Below are 18,837 nucleotides of genomic sequence, written 5' to 3'. Positions count from 1 at the left end.
TCCCCTAACGAGGTAAATTTAAAATCTTCATTATTATTAATGATTCTTATGATATTTGTCAAACAAGATATGAAAAATTCTTGCATTGCTTTTATCGAATGTAGGAAAATTCCTCGAATATATCGGTTGCCGAATGAACTAATTTTGCTCCTTGTTGTATTAACATGTTTGGCCCTTTTGATTGTTCCAAAAAAATTGGACCAGGAACGGCAAACACCTCTCTTCCTTGCTCTAGCGCTAATAGAGCAGTAATTAATGAGCCGCTTCTCTCTTTCGCTTGTACGACGATCGTTCCAAGCGATATTCCGCTGATAATCCGATTGCGCAGCGGAAAATGCCATTTTTGCGGCCGCACATGCGGCGGATGTTCCGATAAAATAAGGTGTCCGCCCATTAATTGGTCTGCTAGTCTTTTATTTTGTCTTGGATATATATGTTCAAATCCTCCTGCGATGATCGCGATTGTATGTCCACCGTTTTCAATTGTCATTTCGTGCGCTAACGTATCGATTCCTATTGCAAGACCGCTTACGATTACCCAATCGTTCGCCACCAGCGGCGGAACTAGTTGCCGCAACGATTGTATCCCTTCTTTTGTCGGCTGTCTCGTCCCAACAATACTAATCATTTTGAATGACGACAAAAGACGAGTATTCCCTTTTGCATATAGCACCCATGGGGGTTCGTATATATGTTTTAACAAAGGTGGATAGTCTGAGTCAAAAATTGTGATGACGTGGATATTTTTGTCCTTATATGTTTTTATCATACTTTCAATATGAGGGGAATGTAAATCTTGGAAAAATTGTGTATATTGTTGGGAGGATAAAGGAATACGCGTTCGCAATGCAGAAGATGGAAGGGTAAATACAGAGGAAAAGGTCGGATCGATTTCCAATAAGCGATGGATCGTTTTCCAGCCTGCCCCGCGGCAGTGGTGAAGATGAATAAGGCGCTCACGAACGGATGAATACATCATATCTTCCTTTCTATCCCTTTTGTCTGTTTTTGCACGGTTCCGATCATGAATCTGCCATAACGATGATAGAATTTGCCAATACCCAATAAAAAATCGTCCCGCCTGAAAAACGATGCGGGACGATGTATTTTAATGAGTTTTACATTTTTCGTAAAGGCCTTGTTCCTTCAAAACGGAAATTAATGTTTCGCCAATTACTGCAGGTGTTTCTGCCACTTTAATGCCGCATTCGTTCATTTTCTTAATTTTTTCTGCTGCCGTTCCTTTACCGCCGGAAATAATTGCGCCAGCATGTCCCATCCGTTTTCCTGGAGGCGCTGTTTGGCCGCCGATAAAGCCGACGACCGGTTTTTTCATGTTCGCTTTTACCCATTCTGCCGCTTCTTCTTCCGCGGTGCCGCCGATTTCCCCAATCATAATAACGGCATACGTTTCTTCATCTTCGTTAAACGCTTTTAATACATCAATGAAGTTTGTGCCATTGACCGGATCGCCGCCGATTCCGACCGCTGTCGATTGGCCGATGCCCGCTTGCGTCAATTGATGAACCGCTTCGTACGTTAAAGTACCAGAGCGGGAAACAATGCCGACATGGCCTTTTTTATGAATGTAGCCTGGCATAATGCCGATTTTACATTCTTCCGGCGTAATGACGCCAGGGCAGTTTGGTCCGATGAGACGAGTTTTCTTGCCTTCCATGTAGCGTTTTACTTTCACCATATCAAGGACAGGAATACCTTCCGTAATACAAACGACAAGGTCTAATTCTGCATCGACCGCTTCCATAATCGCGTCTGCGGCAAATGCTGGCGGAACGTAAATGACAGAAGCGTTTGCTCCTGTTTTTTCTACCGCTTCGGAAACAGTATCAAACACTGGTACTCCTTCAACTTCTGTACCACCTTTTCCTGGCGTGACACCGCCTACAATTTTTGTTCCGTACTCGAGCATTTGTTTTGTATGGAATAATCCTTGTGAACCCGTAATCCCTTGTACGATCACTTTTGTGTCTTTATTAATAAAAATGCTCACGTTTCTCCCTCACTTTCTTAACGTACTAGCTCCACGATTTTTTGTGCGCCGTCTGCCATCGAATCAGCAGCGGTAATGTTTAGACCCGATTCTTGCAAAATCTTTTTCCCTAGTTCGACATTTGTTCCTTCGAGACGGACAACAAGCGGAAGATTAAGGCCGACTTGTTTTGTCGCCTCGACAATGCCGCTAGCGATCACGTCGCATTTCATGATGCCGCCGAAAATATTGACGAAAATGCCTTTGACGTTCGGGTCGGAAAGAATAATTTTAAACGCTTCCGTTACTTTTTCCGCGGTTGCGCCGCCGCCGACATCCAAGAAGTTTGCTGGTTCGCCGCCGTAATATTTGATGATATCCATCGTTGCCATTGCAAGGCCAGCGCCGTTGACCATGCAACCGATATTACCGTCAAGGGCGATATAGTTTAAATCATATTTGGATGCTTCAACTTCTTTCGGATCTTCCTCATCTAAATCGCGGTATTCTAAAATGTCTTTATGGCGATATAAAGCGTTCGAGTCAAAGTTTAATTTCGCATCAAGCGCCATTACTTTGCCGTCGCCAGTGACAACAAGCGGGTTGATTTCCGCGATCGAGCAGTCTTTGTCAACAAACACTTGATAAAGCCCCATCATAAACTTGACTGCCTGATTGACAAGCTCTTTTGGAATGTTGATGTTAAACGCTAAACGACGTGCTTGAAACGCTTGTAATCCCACCGCTGGGTCGATATATTCTTTAAAAATTTTCTCTGGTGTTTTTGCTGCTACTTCTTCGATTTCGGTACCGCCTTCTTCTGAACCCATCAACACAACGCGAGAAGTTGCGCGATCCACAACGAGACCAATGTAATATTCTTTCTTAATGTCGCAGCCTTCTTCAATAAGTAAGCGTTTTACTTCTTTTCCTTCCGGACCTGTTTGATGAGTAACAAGCACTTTTCCTAGCAGTTCGCTCGCATATGTACGAACTTCATCTAAACTTTTTGCTACTTTTACCCCTCCGGCTTTTCCGCGCCCGCCGGCATGAATTTGCGCTTTTACAACGCAAACAGGGCTTCCTAATTCTTTCGCCGCCTCTACCGCTTCCTCAACAGTGAACGCTACGCGACCGTTTGGTACGCTAACGCCATAATTTCTGAGGATTTCTTTTGCTTGATATTCATGGATATTCATGCGCCAACCTCCTATGTATAAAACTAAAAAGTTCTAGCGCTTTCATTTTATAATGATACTTTCTATATTGTCCACCTTTTCGACACAAAATTAAAAAATTTCAAAAGGGAAAACCCTTTCAATCCTTTGATACAAGGGGATCTATTCTTTTTTTACATGTTTATCTAAACGATAAATAAACGCAAACAATTCAGCAACAAGATAGTACAAATCTTCAGGGATTGTTTCGTTTATTTCCAGTTCACTCAATAATTGGACGAGAGACGGATCTTCTTGTATAGGGATCCCGTGTTGTTTTGCGGCATCGATGATCGCTTCCGCTACATGCCCTTTTCCTTTGGCAACCACTACCGGAGCTTCATGTACATTCGAATCATAGGAAAGGGCCACCGCTTGTTTTTCTTTGTTTTTCATATACGGTAATCCACCCCGTTATAACGTTGTTGAAATACGATATCAATGGGCATTTTCTTTTGTTTAGATGTTTCGATTTTCAAAGCGGATAACGTATATCCATGCGCCTCTAGCCGTTCTTTCAGCATAGGTTGAAACTCATTGGCAATGCGGAGTAAATGGGGATGATCATTGAAAATGGAAATGTGAACAATACGTTGTTGCACGCGCACGTCGACAACCGTTTCTTTTAATTTGTCCAAAAATAAGCAAAAAACGATATGACAATAGTCTGGGTCGATTTTCCCATTTTTTTGTCTTTTTCCTTGCCAATGAATCGCTACATCCGTCCGTTGTTCTCCAATCTGAATCGGAATTTGGATAAATACATGTTGCAACGGTCCTTCGCCTCGGGATAATAGTTGCTGACCAGTAATATGATAAAGAAGCGTCTGTAACGTTTCTTTCAATACCGGTTCATGCGCGTTTTCTAACGCCTGCAAAAGAAGGGATTTTAAAGACGTTAGCGTCGTCATGGCAAGCGTTTTTGTTTCCAGCGCTCGGCGTATATTTGCTTCATACTGAAGCCCAAGCTTCTGAAACGACTCTTTTAATAGATGAAAAATCGATAAAGCAATATCATCATCCGATCTTGTTAAAATAGCAGAAAAAAGCTGTTGTTCCTCATTGGAGAGAAAACCGTTCTCATAGGATTCATAAAGCGTTTGAAAATGTTTAAGAAATTGCTGTTCTTCAAATCCTGGAAATAACAGCTGTAAATGCTGCTGTATTTCTTGGAAGTCGCCATTCCTAATGGCAGTTTGGAATTTTTTTAATTGATCAGAATCTATGTTGTGTAACGGTAAACCTAACTTGTTCAATAATTGTTGCGCGATCTTTTGTTCAGGTTGTTGTAATGATTGAAGTAAATTGGAAAGAATGTCATAGGCGTTTTTTCGATCGGTTGCAATGTGCTGTAAATAGCGATGCAACGCTTGCAATGAATCTTTTTGCTGTTCCGTTGGCAAAGACACCAGCAGTTTTTCCGTATATTGCAGCTGCTGAAAAAGCGGGGGATTGGTTTTTACCGCAAGCAATGAAAAGAAAACATCTTTCGTCACCGGAAAACGACGGGCAAACATATAGCGAAGCGTTTCCCATCCTTGTTCCTTATCTTCTAATTGCTCTGTCCATTGAACGATTTTACTCATTTCTTCTTTCGCAACCGGTATTTTTTCTTGTAATACAAAGCGAAGAAAAGAATGCGCATCACGCGGTAATTTCCATTTTTGAATAAGATGCTGCGCCGCTTCATCGATGTTGAAAGAGAGCCCTCTCTCTTTACCTATTATTTTCCAATATATATTGTCATTTTCGGCTTTTACTTCGAATAAATAATAATTTCCCGCTTGTAAAGAAGCGCGTAATCTTGCAGTTACAATTTCATCCCCGACGCGCACATGAGCGATCTTTTCAGCTTCTCCTTGTATGCTCTCAATTTTTCCATAGACAACTTGTCCATGGCGAAAGCGGCCGTGCGTTGCATCGCTAGCTGGAAAAACCGGCAATGCTTTGTCGATGCGTTTGATCATATTCCTTTCCTTCTTTCTTCATTTCTATCATTTCTTTAATCGGAGAAAAAGAACGACGGTGTTCATCAATGGTACCGTATACGCGAATCGCTTCTAAATGCTGGGCAGTGCCATATCCCATATTTTTTTCAAATCCATATTGTGGATATTGCTTTGCGAGCTGTTTCATAAAATGGTCGCGCGTCACTTTTGCAATGATGGAACTAGCCGCAATCGAAACGCTATTTGCATCGCCTTTTACAATGCTTTGTTGCGGTGTTGATATAGGCAGTGTCATTGCATCAATTAATAAATAATCCGGTTTCGGTGAAAGCTGTTCGACCGCTTTGATCATCGCTTTTTTTGTTGCTTCATAGATGTTCATTTCATCAATTTCCGCAGCTGTGACGACGCCAATGCCAATCGAAATCGCACAGGATTGAATCATATGAAATAACATTTCCCGCTTTGCTTCCGATAGCTTTTTCGAGTCATTTAATCCCGGAATGTACGCATCTTTCGGCAGCATGACGGCCGCGGCAACAACTGGACCAGCAAGCGGCCCTCGTCCCGCTTCATCGATGCCGGCTATATACTCGATTCCTTGTTCAAACAACTGCCGCTCATAGCGCGACATTTCCTGCCATTGTCTTTTTGCTTGTTCTTCTTGTTTTTTCTGTTTATACCAGCGAGCAACGAGCTTTTGTACGCTTTTTCGCTCATCTTGAACAATCTCTTTAAACAAGGGAGCATTCTCATCATCGATTTGCTGTAATAGAGCTTGTATTTCTTTTACAGTATATTTATTCATTTCTCCTGTCCCTCTCTTCTTTCTCTATACATTTTATCGGCATTGCAATAAAAAAATAAAGCCCGATTCATTTAGCGGGCTTTTATGGAGTTTCAAAACTCAATCTTCCTAATTTTTCCGTACGAATATCGTGAAGCACAATTTCGGATACTTTATCATAGTCAACGGCACCCCCGCTGACAAGACAGCCGCGCCGTTTGCCAATTGCATCAAACAATGCCACAATTTCTCCAGGAATATCATCAAGAGAATACCGCTCTTTTAATCGTTCTGGATAATGCTGTTTTAAAAAATTTAACGCATATACAGCAACATCTTGCAAATTTAAAATCGTATCTTTAATGGCCCCGGTTGTGGCAAGCTTCAGACCAACTTCCTCATCCTCAAATTTCGGCCATAAAATACCTGGTGTATCAAGAAGCTCCATTTCTTTGCCGACTTTAATCCATTGCTGCGCTTTCGTGACCCCCGGTTTATCCCCTGTTTTTGCAATATTCCTTCCAGCAAGACGATTAATTAGCGTAGATTTTCCAACATTCGGAATTCCAACAATGAGCGCGCGCATCGGTCGAGGATTTTTTATTCCTTTCGCCGCCATTTTAGCAAATTTGTCTTTCAACATCTCTTTCGACGCTGCTACAATTTGTTTGATCCCTGTGCCTGTTTGCGCATCGATCGCCAACGCATGCAACTGCTGCCGTTCGAAATAGGCAATCCATTGCTCCGTCACCGTCTCATCAGCCATATCCGCTTTATTTAGTAAAACGATACGCGGCTTGTTGCCGAGAATTTCATGAATCATCGGATTTCTCGATGACAGCGGAATGCGGGCATCGAGCAATTCGAACACGATATCGATTAGTTTCAGTTTTTCTTGCACTTCCCGTTTTGCCTTCGCCATATGGCCTGGAAACCATTGAATCGTCATGTGCATCACCCATTTATCGCGTTATTTCACAATCCGTGCGTCAGACAACGGCCAATAGACGATGCTGGCCTTGCCAACAATTTTGTCCATTGGGATAAACCCAATATGGCGGCTATCTTTGCTAAAACGGCGGTTATCGCCCATCACAAACAGATGGCCTTCCGGTACGGTTTTCCGGCCGGTAAGTTCCTCTAAAGTAAACGGTTCGGTCCATGGACCATCGACCACTTGTTTTTTATATTCGGCCAAGTACGGTTCGTCGTACGGTTTGCCGTTTATATATAACGTGTCGTTTTTATATTCAATATGGTCGCCCGGCAAACCGATCACCCGCTTAATATAGTCTTTTCCCTCTTCGGCATGAAAAACAACAATGTCAAAACGATGAGGCGTACCGATTTTATAAGAGAGCTTATTGACAATCATACGGTCATGATTGTGCAGGGTTGGCATCATTGACTGGCCGTCGACAATAATCGGCGCGAAAATAAAATAACGAATGCCGCCCGCGAGCAAAACGGCAATCACAATCGCTTTTAACCATTCCCGCAGTTCGCTTCTTTTCTTTTCCATCATTCTCCCACCTAAATGATTTTTTATCTATTATGACACAATTACGGGTAGTGAAAAAAGGAGCTTGCCATCAAGCTCCTTTTTCTCCATTCATAATGTTCATTATCGAACGATTTCTTTAATGCGTGCTGCTTTACCACGAAGTTGACGTAAATAATACAATTTCGCACGGCGTACTTTACCGCGGCGAACAACTTCTAACTTCGCGATTTTCGGTGTATGCACTGGGAAAGTACGCTCTACACCAACACCGTAAGATACTTTGCGGACGGTGAATGTTTCGCTAATACCAGCACCGCGGCGTTTAATTACAACGCCTTCAAACACTTGGATACGTTCACGGTTTCCTTCGATGACTTTCACATGAACGCGCACCGTGTCACCAGGACGGAAATCTGGTAAATCTGTCCGCAATTGCTCTTTCGTAATTTCTTGGATTAAATGATGCATCATTTTCCACTCCTTCCAACAGATGTTCATGACAATGCTTATCCATCATTGCAGCGGAACATCGTTTTCCTCACTTAAGCAAATCACTTAAGTCACACAAAGAATATACTAGCATAAACTTGCATCATGCGCAATAGTTACCGCTCTTCTTTTTTCCACTCTTCAATCCATCGTTTTTGCTTTTCTGTTAATGGATAATTTTCTAGTAAATCCGGTCGGCGCAAAAACGTTCGTTTTAACGATTGTTTTTCACGCCATTCTTCGATGAGGCGATGATTTCCCGACAAAAGTACTTCTGGAACTTTCATGCCGCGGAAATCGGCAGGACGCGTGTAATGTGGGTGTTCGAGCAAGCCGGAACTAAACGAGTCATGAACAGGGGAAGCTTCGTTGCCAAGCACACCCGGAAGCAGCCGGACAACGCTATCGACGATCACCATTGCTCCTAATTCCCCGCCTGTTAATACATAATCCCCAATCGAGATTTCATCGGTCACTAAATATTCGCGAATTCGTTCATCATAGCCTTCGTAATGGCCGCAAATAAGCACTAAATGGTCCTCTTTCGCCAGTTCTTCCGCTTTTTTTTGCGTGTAGCGTTCACCTTGCGGGCAAAGCAAAATGATGCGTGGATATTCGGAATGCTTTGTCACATGGGCAACTGCGTCAAAAATCGGCTGCGGCTTTAACACCATTCCCGCTCCGCCGCCGTATGGGTAATCATCCACTGTTTTATGCTTGTTATCCGCGAAATCGCGAAAATTGATCACATTAAGCGAAACCGCCTTTTTCTCTTGTGCTTTTTTCAAAATCGACTCATTAAAAACTCCAGTAAACATATTCGGAAATAATGTTAATATATCGATTCTCATCATTCGAGCAGCCCTTCCATTGGGCGAATGGTAATGGTTTTCGTTTCTACATCGACATTTTTTACAACGTCTTCTATATACGGAATAAGCACTTCTTTTCCGTTATTCCGTTTTACCACCCATACATCGTTGGCGCCCGGAGTTAAAATTTCTTTCACGGTTCCGATCGTTTCCCCTTCTTCTGTAACGACCGTACAGCCAATAATTTCATGGAAATAATATTCTCCTTCATCTAACTCGCCAAGCTGGCTCTCCGGCACCTTCAACATCGCCCCTTTAAACTTCTCGACAAGATTAATGTTGTCATATCCTTCAAACGCAAGCAAATCAAATGATTTATGAACACGATGGCTTTTGACGGTTACTGCGACTGGTTCTTTCGATTTCTCCATAAAAATATATAACGTATTTCCTTTTTTATAACGTTCCTCTGGAAAATCAGTGCGGGAAATAACACGTACTTCGCCACGAATCCCATGCGTATTCACAATTTTTCCGACATTAAACCACTTTTCCATTCCATTCACCCCTTCTAGCGAATTTCTTTGACGATTCCATCTTCAATAATAATGGCACGTTTGGAAATGACATTTTCCCATTTGTCACCGACCTCTACGTCAATGAGCGCTTGTACTTCCCGCTCTTTTAATTCGCTTCCTAACGGTAGGATATGTAATTGTTCCAGCTGAAAATCAAGAAGTTTGATCTTTTCCATCCTTGCATCCATTTCTTTTGCAAAGTGCTGCTTTAGAAGGGAAGAAGAATATTTTCCTGTTTTTTCGAGCCGTTTCTGTTCGAAACGAAGCTGATCACATTCCCGCATGAGTTGTTGTTTTTGGGCTAAAAATGCCTCACGAAGCGCTTGTTTGCTCTTTTCCGTTACGATTTGCCGCACTTCTATCGTTTGAATAATTTTCATAATGTCACTCCTAACGGAAATAAATATAGAAAAAGGGAGAGGAAAATCACCCTCACCCTTTTTCTTTTACTTGCACGATCACACGTTTTGGCTGCTTTACTGCTGCAGCGTACACGACCGTGCGAATCGCATGAATCGTACGACCTTGCTTTCCAATCACTTTGCCGATATCTTCTTCGTGCACTGACACCTCATAAACGATTGTCCGTTCATCCTCGATGTTTGTCACGAAAACCTCTTCGGGATGATCGACAAGCGCTTGTACGATCGTTTCAATTAATTGTTTCATGTACACCACAGACATTATTTGCCGTATTTTAAGTTATGGAACTTCTCTAAAATGCCTTGTTTGGATAACAGGTTGCGGACCGTATCCGATGGTTTTGCGCCGTTTTGCAGCCATTTAAGCGCAAGTTCCTCGTCGATTTTGATTTCTGCTGGTTCTGTAATCGGATTATACGTACCAATTGTTTCGATGAAACGTCCGTCACGCGGAGAACGAGAGTCCGCAACAACGATACGATAGAAAGGTTTTTTCTTCGCACCCATGCGTTTTAAACGAATTCTTACTGCCATGTTATTTTAGCACCTCCGTAAATAGTTCACACAAGATAGTATATTAACAATAATTACGTAGTTTGTAAAGTGTTTTTTCTTAACACATCATTCTCTACATAAACGGGAATTTAAACCCTCTTTTCTTTCCTTTTGGCATATTTGTCATCATTTTCATCATCTTTTTCATTTCTTCAAACTGTTTTAAAAGCCGGTTTACCTCTTGCACGGATGTGCCGCTTCCTTTTGCAATCCGCTTTTTCCGGCTTCCATTAATAATTTCCGGATGCATTTTTTCTTCTTTCGTCATCGAGCGAATAATCGCTTCAACGCGGCTAATTTGTTTTTCATCAATTTGTAAGTTGTTCAACCCTTTTATTTTATTCGCACCCGGAAGCATTTTTAAAATTTCATCAAGAGGGCCGAGTTTACGCACTTGCCCAAGCTGCTCTAAGAAATCTTCAAGTGTAAACGTAGCAGTGCGCATTTTTTGTTCGAGCTCTTTGGCTTTTTCTTCATCGACAGCGGCCTGCGCTTTTTCAATAAGTGTAAGCACATCACCCATTCCTAGAATGCGCGAAGCCATGCGCTCCGGATGAAACGGCTCGAGTGCGTCGAGCTTTTCACCCATTCCGACGAATTTAATCGGGGTGTTCGTAACCGCTCGAATCGAAAGCGCCGCCCCGCCGCGCGTGTCGCCGTCAAGCTTCGTTAAAATAACGCCGGTGATGCCAAGCTGTTCATGAAAGCTTTGCGCGACATTTACCGCATCTTGCCCCGTCATCGCGTCGACAACGAGGAAAATTTCATCTGGCTTCGCTACTTCTTTCATTTGCTTTAATTCATCCATCAATGTTTCGTCAATATGGAGACGTCCGGCCGTGTCGATGAGCACATAGTCGTAATGCTCTTCTTTTGCTTTTTCGATGGCTTGCTTGGCAATTTCCACAGGGCTGACTTGATCGCCCAAGGAAAAAACGGGCATATTCAGTTGTTTTCCAAGCGTTTCAAGCTGTTTAATCGCCGCTGGACGATAAATGTCCGCCGCGGCTAACAGTGGTTTGCGATTATATCGTTTCCGCAGCAAGTTCGCTAATTTCCCGGTCGTCGTCGTTTTTCCGGCGCCTTGCAATCCAACCATCATAATGACGGTCGGCGGACGGCTGGCAACCGCAATTTTGCTTTGTTCGCCGCCCATCAGTTCGGTCAGCTCTTCTTTGACGACTTTAATGACTTGCTGTCCCGGCGTTAAGCTTTTTAACACTTCCTGCCCAACCGCGCGTTCGCTGACCCGCTTGACAAAGTCTTTGACAACTTTAAAGTTGACGTCCGCTTCAAGAAGGGCAAGGCGAACTTCACGCATCATTTCCTTAACATCCGCTTCCGTTACTTTTCCTTTGCCGCGGATTTTGTTCATCACGTTTTGCAAACGTTCGGATAATCCTTCAAACGCCATCTGTTTTCACCTCCTTATCATTCTAATTCTTCTAGTTCTTTAATCATATCGAAAAGTTGTTTGTCCTCTCCATATTTTTGTAAAACATAATCTTTTAGTTGGTTCATCAGCTGTTTTCGTTTTTGAAACTTCTGAAAGAGCGATAATTTTTTTTCATATTCTTCTAGCATCGCTTCGGTTCGCTTTATATTATCATAAACAGCCTGACGGCTGACTTCATACTGCTGGGCAATTTCACCGAGGGAGTAATCGTCTAAATAGTAAAGCGACATATAGCTGCGCTGTTTTGGCGTCAGCAGCGCTTGATAAAAGTCATACAAATAATTCATTCTCGTCGTTTTTTCGAGCATGAAACTCCCTCCTTTTTTGTTAAGTGAAACACCTTTACAGATGTTTAGTGTATCTTTTTTTATTATACATGTCAAGATTTTATCTTTACAAAAAAGAAGCTGGCTCAAAAAGACCATGAATCATGATGTCTCGAGCCAGCCCCGTCTTTTAGACCTATATGTTACTCATTTGTTTCATCAAATAAATCCGCAAACAAACCATATACATATTGTTCCGGATCAAACGGCTGCAAATCATCCATTTTTTCGCCAAGCCCAACGAATTTCACCGGAATATGAAGCTCATTGCGGATCGCAAGCACGATCCCGCCTTTGGCCGTGCCGTCGAGCTTCGTCAACACGATGCCAGTGACGTTAGTTACTTCTTTAAAAATTTTCGCTTGGCTCATCGCATTTTGTCCGGTTGTCGCATCAAGTACAAGCAGCACTTCATGCGGCGCTCCTGGAATTTCCCGTTCAATGACGCGTTTTACTTTTTCAAGCTCTTTCATTAAATTCACTTTGTTTTGCAAACGTCCAGCTGTATCGCATAAAAGCACATCGACATTGCGCGCTTTTGCCGCTTGGATCGCATCATATATAACGGCCGCTGGGTCTGAACCTGCCGATTGTTTAATGACTTCCGCACCGACGCGCTCCCCCCAGACTTCAAGCTGCTCAATCGCTCCGGCGCGGAACGTATCGCCTGCCGCGAGCATAACCGTCTTTCCTTCTGATTTCAACTTATGGGCAAGCTTGCCGATCGTCGTCGTTTTGCCGACTCCATTGACACCGACAAACAAGATAACGGTTAAGCCATTTTCTTGGATATTTAATTCGGCTTTCGCGTCATCATCGCCGCGGTAAATCTCAACAAGCTTTTCGGAAATGACCGCCTTCATTTCTTTCGGATCTTGAATATTGCGGCGTTTCACTTCCATTTTCAGTTCATCAACCAGCTCCATAACGGTATTCACACCAACATCCGCACTAATCAAAATTTCTTCGAGTTCTTCAAAAAATTCTTCATCGACTTTCCGATAGCGGGCGATTAAATCGTTGACTCGGCCAGCGAATGAATCACGCGTTTTCGAAAGGCCTTGCTTAAACTTTTCCGTAACCGAATCCGCTTGTTTTGTAATTTTTTCTTTTAACTTTTTGAAAAAACTCATATCGACGCCATCCTTTCTACATTATGACTTTACGAGTTGTTTCGAATCTTCTAAACGGACGGAAACGAGTTTCGATACGCCAGATTCCTGCATCGTGACGCCATACAGCACGTCCGCTTCTTCCATCGTTCCTTTTCGATGGGTAATGACAATAAATTGTGTCTGGTCGCTGAATTGTTTTAAATATTGGGCGTAGCGATGCACGTTCGCTTCATCCAGCGCTGCTTCCACCTCATCAAGCACACAAAACGGAACAGGGCGCACCTTTAAAATGGAGAACAATAGAGCAATCGCCGTTAGCGCACGCTCCCCGCCGGAAAGCAAGCTTAAATTCTGTAATTTCTTTCCTGGCGGCTGTGCGACGATTTCGATGCCTGTTTCGAGCAGATCGTCCGGATTCGTCAGGCGCAAATCAGCGTTTCCTCCGCCGAACAGCTGGCGAAACACGTCGCCGAAGTGGGAACGAATATGTTCAAACGTTGATAAAAATCGTTTTTTCATTTCTTGGTCCATCTCGTCAATGACTTGATGGAGCGTTTCTTTTGCTTGCTGAAGATCCGCTTTTTGTTCTGTTAAAAATTGATAACGCTCTGATACCCGTTCGTATTCATCAATTGCGCCTAAGTTCACCGTTCCGAGCTCATCGATCGCCCGTTTAATAAGCTTTACTCGTTTGCGCGCTTCTTGAACGTCCACCGTTAACGGATACGCTTCTTTTGCCGCCTCAAACGAAAGCATATATTCTTCGCGAAGACGGCTTAACAAATTTTCCAACTCTACATCAAGGCGGTTCAGCTTGACTTCTTCGTCTTTTACAATATCCGCAAGCTGTTTATGCTGGCGTTTTTTCTCTTTCCATTCCCGTTCCAAATGCTCGAGCTTCGTCTGATATTGCAAGCGCTGTTCACGGCGGCTGGCGATCAGTTCAATCGTTTTTTGCTTATCTTGTGATTTTTTTTGCCGCATTTTCTCTAATTCTTCTTCTCCAAAATGGCTCGAATTCATCTCTTCGATCAGAGAGGCAAGTTCTTGTTTGGACGCCTGCAGCTGTTTTTCTGTATCTGCTAGCTCGTTATGGAACTGTTCTACTTTTTCTTGAACATTTTTTAGGCGCTGCTGTGTTTCGGCTAGAGCGATTTTTTGTTCCGTCATCGCTGTTTGCAGCGCTTCTTTTGATGTCTGCTCTGTTTGTTTTTGCGCTTGAAGCGTTTCAATCGTCCGATCGATTTCCTTCAATTTTTCTTCTAAGTCGCAAAGCTGTTGTTCAATCACAGCAAGCTTTTCTGTCATCTGTTTTGCTTCTTGTTCATCATTGGCTTTTTCATGGTCGTAGAGAGCAAGACGTTCATTCATATTTTTTTCCTGCAATTGTACTTCGCGCAATTCGCTTTTTACTTCTTGAAGCGCAAAACGTTCCTCCTCTATTTGCTTTCGCAATGCAAGCAATGCCGCTTCCTCTTGATGAATCATTTTCTTCTTCGTTTGTACAAAACGTTCAAGCTGTTCTGTTTTTTGCTCCATTTCATGCAGCTTTGCCGTAATCGTTTCTAATTCCCGGTTTCTGCTTAAAAGCGAATTCGCTTTTTTTGCGACTCCGCCGCCGGTCATTGCCCCACCCGGACTAACGACGTCGCCGTCAAGCGTTACAAGACGGTAACGGTAATGAAGCAAGCGCGCTAGTTCATTCGCTCCTTTTAAATCGGTCGTGATAATCACATTTCCAAGTAAATTGGCAATGACAGAACGATAGGCGCTGTCATAATGAATGAGCTCGCTTGCAATTCCGACAAATGCCGGATGTCCTTTAATAAGAGCAAGTTGTTCGGAAGAAATCGTTTTTGGCTGCATGACATTCATCGGCAAAAAAGTTGCCCGACCGTAATCATGCGCTTTCAAGTAACGAATCGCCTTACGCGCTACTTCTTCATTTTCTACGACGATATGCTGCATCGCACCGCCAAGCGCTATTTCCATCGCCGTTTCGTAGCGGTCCGGCACTTGAATCAATTCGACGATGGCTCCATGAATGCCCGGAAACTGTGCACGTGCTTTTAATATTTCTTTTACTCCTTGGAAAAAGCCTGCATAGTCTTGCTGCATTTCTTCAAGCATTTCTTTGCGCGATTTCGTTTGTTGCAAATATTGGTATGCTTGATAAAGCATGGATTCTTTCTTTTCCAAATCGGCTTTCATCGCCGCAACTTCGTTTGTTTTTTGCTGCAAGAGCGCTTCCTTTTGTTGCAGCGTTTTTTCCATTTGTTGACGCTTTTGGTCTAGTTTTGCGTATTGCTCTTCGAGATATTTGCGCTCGTCTAAATATTTGCGGTTTTCTTCGGCAAGCGCTATTTGTTTTGCCTGTAATTTTTCTAGCAGTGTTTGCAAATGGGAGCGCTCATTTTTTAGCGAAGCTTGTTCATGAACTAGTTCAATATAATCGCTTTTTAACTGCTCGATTTTCTCTTCGACGTTTGCGTCATAGGCTGAAAGAGACGCTTGTTTCTCTTTTAGTTCCGCTTGAATAGTAGAAACGGTCTTCTTTAACTGAGCAAGCTGTTCTTTCTCATGCTTTAACGTTAGCTCGAGGCGTTCCTTTTTTTCGGAAAGAGATGAAATTGTATCTTCGAGCTGCTTTTTATATTGAGCGGCATTTTTCTTTCGCTCTTTTAATACTTCTTTTTTCCCTTCGAGCTTTTCCAATTCTTCGCTCGCAACGAGCAATACTTGCTGCAGGCCGTCAATCGACTCATCAAGCGCCGTAATATGATCGCGAAGCTGTTCGATTTCCGCTTCCTCTTTTTGCAATGTGGAAGATAGCTGTATCTCTTCGTTTTGGTGCTGGGCAAGCAGTTGCTTTAGCGATGTCCATTGCTGATGCAATTGTTCAATGTCATGCACCATCAGTGCTACTTCAAATCTTTCGAGTTCATCGCGTTTTTCTAAATAATCTTTCGCGATGGATGCTTGCATTTTCAGCGGCTCTAGTTGTTGTTCTAGTTCATGTAAAATATCGCTGACACGGTGCAAGTTTTCTTGCGTTTCCGCAAGCTTATTTTCCGCTTTTTTCTTGCGGATTTTATACTTTAACACACCGGCTGCCTCTTCAAAAATGGTCCGTCTTTCTTCCGGCTTGCTGCTTAAAATTTCCTCGACGCGACCTTGACCAATGATGGAAAAGGCTTCTTTTCCTAACCCGGAATCCATCAATAGATCTACAATATCTTTTAAACGACACGGCTGTTTATTAATGAAAAATTCACTTTCTCCCGAGCGGTAAACACGCCGCGTAATGCTGACTTCTTGATAATCGAGCGGCAAAAATTGATCTTCGTTGTCAAGAGTGATCGTCACTTCTGCCACATTCAGCGGTTTCCGGGAATCACTCCCAGCAAAAATAATATCTTCCATTTTCGCACCGCGCAACGACTTTGCTGACTGCTCGCCAAGCACCCAACGAATCGCATCGGTTATATTGCTTTTTCCGCTCCCGTTCGGACCGACAACCGCCGTCACCCCGGGAACAAATTCAATGGATACTCGATCAGCAAATGATTTAAATCCGATAATATCCAACCGTTTGAGGAACATTCATACCCGCCTCACAATCTTTCCTATGTTGTACCATCACTATAACATAAAGAACCGAAAGAAGGGCTGACTATATTGGAGAGCCAGCCCCTTATTCTTTTCCTATTGTTTTTAACTTTTGCAATGCCATTTGCGCTGCATGTTGTTCTGCTTCTTTTTTTGACTTTCCGATTCCGATGCCAAGTGCCTGTCCATTTAGCGAAACGCGAGAGACAAATTCTTTATTATGTGCCGGTCCTTTTTCTTCTAAAATGCTATATTCAAGCACACCGATGCCATCGCGTTGAACGAGTTCTTGCAATTGGCTTTTAAAATCCATCACATGAGAAAAAGCACCTTCATCAATTTTTGGGAAAATCGTTTGTCCCAAAAATTGCATGACCGCATCCATTCCTTGGTCTAAATATAGCGCACCAATGAATGCTTCGAATACATCAGCCAACAGCGCTGGCCTTGTTCTCCCCCCTGTCAACTCCTCCCCTTTTCCTAAAAGCACGAGTTCACCGAATGATAAGGCGTTGGCAAATTTGACAAGCGATGGTTCACATACAATGGCCGCGCGCAGTTTTGTTAATTCTCCTTCACTCATATGCGGAAATTTTTTAAACAAATATTGCGAAACGGTAAGCTCAAGCACCGCGTCACCTAAAAACTCGAGCCGTTCATTATCTTCATGCGGCCGTCTCCGATGCTCATTCACATACGATGAATGGGTAAAAGCCTGAATAAGAAGTTTTTCATTCGTAAAAAAAATGCCGATTTTTTTTTGCAGTTCCTTAAATTTCGCTCGCCTTTTTTCATTTATTCGTTCTTTATCTTTTGGTTTCGACATACATAAGGCCCTCCGACTTCATTCCACACAAAAATATATATATAGAAAAAGCAATGTTTTATCCTTCCTTATTATATCCGTTCATCCGTACGTTACACTGATAAAAAGCATAGAAAGCCCCGCTTTTGTAACGGGACTTTTCTATACGATATTACATGTGGCTTTTTATGTAGTTCACAGCATCTCCTACTGTGACAATTTTTTCAGCCTCTTCATCAGAAATTTCCATATTAAATTCATCTTCTAATTCCATCACAAGCTCTACGATATCTAGAGAGTCTGCACCTAGATCATCTTTGAAAGAAGCATCCAATGTAACTTGGGATTCTTCGACACCCAAGCGGTCGACGATAATTTTCGTAACACGCTCTAACACGTCTGCCATCACATTCACCTCCCTTCATGATTATAGTAGATTCAGCTAGAAAATACTAGCGGCTATTTCAAAAACATATGATTTTACATGACCATTCCGCCGTCGACATGAAGCGTTTGCCCTGTCATGTAGCTAGCGGCATCCGATACAAGGAATGAAACGACTTTCGCAACATCTTCCGGTTCGCCGAAGCGAGCAAGCGGAATTTGTTTTAACATTTCCGCCTTCAGTTCTTCACTAAGACGGTCGGTCATATCGGTTGTAATAAATCCAGGAGCAACCGCATTAACGGTAATGTTGCGGCTCGCAAGCTCACGGGCTGCTGTTTTCGTTAACCCGATGACGCCAGCTTTTGCGGCGACGTAGTTTGCTTGTCCCGGATTTCCGCTGACGCCGACGATAGAAGCAATGTTCACGATGCGGCCGTACCGCTGTTTCATCATCGGGCGTGTCACTGCTTTCGTGCAGTTAAACACCCCTTTTAAGTTAATATTCATCACGTCATCCCATTCTTCTTCTTTCATGCGCATTAATAAATTATCGCGGGTAATGCCGGCATTGTTCACTAAAATATCGATGCGCTCAAATCGTTCTAATACCGCTTTGACCATCTGATCAACGGCTTTGGCATTGGATACGTCCGCTTGAATGGCGAACGCTTCCCCACCCATATTTTTAATTTCTTCGACAACTTCATTCGCTTTCGCTTCATTGCCGGCGTAATTGACCGCTACTTTTGCGCCTTGACGCGCCAGCTCCAATGCAATCGCCCGGCCGATGCCGCGCGATGCTCCCGTGACAAGCGCAACTTTTCCTTGCAACATCG

Annotated in this window: 21 protein-coding genes; all 21 read right to left on the bottom strand. The window is 43.0% G+C overall.

Annotated elements, in window-relative coordinates; genetic code table 11:
• Positions 1-91: 91 nt before the first annotated feature.
• On the bottom strand, positions 92-976 hold the full coding sequence (dprA, locus tag B9L23_RS06305) for a DNA-processing protein DprA (RefSeq protein ID WP_089097064.1): 885 nt from the start codon (positions 974-976) through the stop codon (positions 92-94).
• A gap of 132 nt (positions 977-1,108) precedes the next feature.
• Positions 1,109-2,011, bottom strand: a complete 903-nt coding sequence (gene sucD / locus B9L23_RS06300) for a succinate--CoA ligase subunit alpha (protein WP_015863433.1) — start codon at positions 2,009-2,011, stop codon at positions 1,109-1,111.
• A gap of 17 nt (positions 2,012-2,028) precedes the next feature.
• Entirely contained in the window at positions 2,029-3,189 is a 1,161-nt protein-coding gene (gene sucC, locus B9L23_RS06295; RefSeq protein WP_015863432.1) for an ADP-forming succinate--CoA ligase subunit beta, read from the bottom strand.
• 141 nt (positions 3,190-3,330) lie between these two features.
• Positions 3,331-3,603 carry an EscU/YscU/HrcU family type III secretion system export apparatus switch protein gene (locus tag B9L23_RS06290; protein ID WP_015863431.1) on the bottom strand — a complete coding sequence of 91 codons (273 nt, stop codon included), beginning with the start codon at positions 3,601-3,603 and terminating at the stop codon, positions 3,331-3,333.
• Positions 3,600-5,174, bottom strand: coding sequence for a PLC family EF-hand domain-containing protein (locus B9L23_RS06285; protein WP_211278797.1), 1,575 nt, complete (start codon positions 5,172-5,174; stop codon positions 3,600-3,602). The genes B9L23_RS06290 and B9L23_RS06285 overlap by 4 nt, the downstream gene beginning before the upstream one ends.
• Positions 5,131-5,964, bottom strand: coding sequence for a ribonuclease HII (locus B9L23_RS06280; RefSeq protein ID WP_015863429.1), 834 nt, complete (start codon positions 5,962-5,964; stop codon positions 5,131-5,133). The genes B9L23_RS06285 and B9L23_RS06280 overlap by 44 nt, the downstream gene beginning before the upstream one ends.
• Positions 5,965-6,046: 82 nt before the next feature.
• Complete coding sequence (ylqF, locus tag B9L23_RS06275; RefSeq protein WP_375216525.1) at positions 6,047-6,898, bottom strand: ribosome biogenesis GTPase YlqF; 852 nt, start codon at positions 6,896-6,898, stop codon at positions 6,047-6,049.
• A gap of 15 nt (positions 6,899-6,913) precedes the next feature.
• Positions 6,914-7,465 (bottom strand): signal peptidase I, encoded by a 552-nt coding sequence (lepB, locus tag B9L23_RS06270; RefSeq protein WP_081188601.1) that lies wholly within the window; start codon positions 7,463-7,465, stop codon positions 6,914-6,916.
• A 102-nt stretch (positions 7,466-7,567) separates the two neighbouring features.
• A complete protein-coding gene (rplS, locus tag B9L23_RS06265) occupies positions 7,568-7,915 on the bottom strand; it encodes a 50S ribosomal protein L19 (RefSeq protein ID WP_041269613.1) in 348 nt (115 codons plus the stop codon).
• A 137-nt stretch (positions 7,916-8,052) separates the two neighbouring features.
• Positions 8,053-8,787, bottom strand: a complete 735-nt coding sequence (gene trmD / locus B9L23_RS06260) for a tRNA (guanosine(37)-N1)-methyltransferase TrmD (protein WP_169712545.1) — start codon at positions 8,785-8,787, stop codon at positions 8,053-8,055.
• The gene (gene rimM / locus B9L23_RS06255) at positions 8,787-9,305 is read right to left on the bottom strand and encodes a ribosome maturation factor RimM (protein ID WP_062753418.1); all 519 of its coding nucleotides are present in this window, start codon (positions 9,303-9,305) and stop codon (positions 8,787-8,789) included. Before rimM ends, trmD begins: the two co-directional genes overlap by 1 nt.
• Before the next feature lie 14 nt (positions 9,306-9,319).
• Entirely contained in the window at positions 9,320-9,706 is a 387-nt protein-coding gene (locus tag B9L23_RS06250) for a YlqD family protein (RefSeq protein ID WP_062753420.1), read from the bottom strand.
• A gap of 52 nt (positions 9,707-9,758) precedes the next feature.
• Positions 9,759-9,995 carry a KH domain-containing protein gene (locus B9L23_RS06245; RefSeq protein ID WP_081188617.1) on the bottom strand — a complete coding sequence of 79 codons (237 nt, stop codon included), beginning with the start codon at positions 9,993-9,995 and terminating at the stop codon, positions 9,759-9,761.
• Between the two features lie 14 nt (positions 9,996-10,009).
• Positions 10,010-10,282, bottom strand: a complete 273-nt coding sequence (gene rpsP / locus B9L23_RS06240; RefSeq protein ID WP_015863421.1) for a 30S ribosomal protein S16 — start codon at positions 10,280-10,282, stop codon at positions 10,010-10,012.
• 94 nt (positions 10,283-10,376) lie between these two features.
• Positions 10,377-11,717, bottom strand: coding sequence for a signal recognition particle protein (ffh, locus tag B9L23_RS06235; RefSeq protein ID WP_015863420.1), 1,341 nt, complete (start codon positions 11,715-11,717; stop codon positions 10,377-10,379).
• A 17-nt stretch (positions 11,718-11,734) separates the two neighbouring features.
• Positions 11,735-12,067 (bottom strand): putative DNA-binding protein, encoded by a 333-nt coding sequence (locus tag B9L23_RS06230; protein ID WP_062753422.1) that lies wholly within the window; start codon positions 12,065-12,067, stop codon positions 11,735-11,737.
• A gap of 161 nt (positions 12,068-12,228) precedes the next feature.
• Positions 12,229-13,218 carry a signal recognition particle-docking protein FtsY gene (gene ftsY / locus B9L23_RS06225; protein WP_062678234.1) on the bottom strand — a complete coding sequence of 330 codons (990 nt, stop codon included), beginning with the start codon at positions 13,216-13,218 and terminating at the stop codon, positions 12,229-12,231.
• Between the two features lie 21 nt (positions 13,219-13,239).
• Entirely contained in the window at positions 13,240-16,803 is a 3,564-nt protein-coding gene (gene smc / locus B9L23_RS06220) for a chromosome segregation protein SMC (protein WP_089097062.1), read from the bottom strand.
• Positions 16,804-16,894: 91 nt separating this feature from the next.
• Complete coding sequence (gene rnc, locus B9L23_RS06215) at positions 16,895-17,635, bottom strand: ribonuclease III (RefSeq protein ID WP_062678236.1); 741 nt, start codon at positions 17,633-17,635, stop codon at positions 16,895-16,897.
• A 151-nt stretch (positions 17,636-17,786) separates the two neighbouring features.
• Positions 17,787-18,020 (bottom strand): acyl carrier protein, encoded by a 234-nt coding sequence (locus tag B9L23_RS06210; RefSeq protein ID WP_003251806.1) that lies wholly within the window; start codon positions 18,018-18,020, stop codon positions 17,787-17,789.
• 74 nt (positions 18,021-18,094) lie between these two features.
• Positions 18,095-18,835 (bottom strand): 3-oxoacyl-[acyl-carrier-protein] reductase, encoded by a 741-nt coding sequence (gene fabG, locus B9L23_RS06205; protein ID WP_089097061.1) that lies wholly within the window; start codon positions 18,833-18,835, stop codon positions 18,095-18,097.
• Between the last annotated feature and the right edge of the window lie 2 nt (positions 18,836-18,837).

The organism is Parageobacillus galactosidasius, from assembly GCF_002217735.1.
In the GTDB taxonomy this organism is placed as follows: Bacteria; Bacillota; Bacilli; order Bacillales; family Anoxybacillaceae; genus Parageobacillus_B; species Parageobacillus_B toebii.
This window is presented reverse-complemented; position numbering and strand designations above follow the sequence as displayed.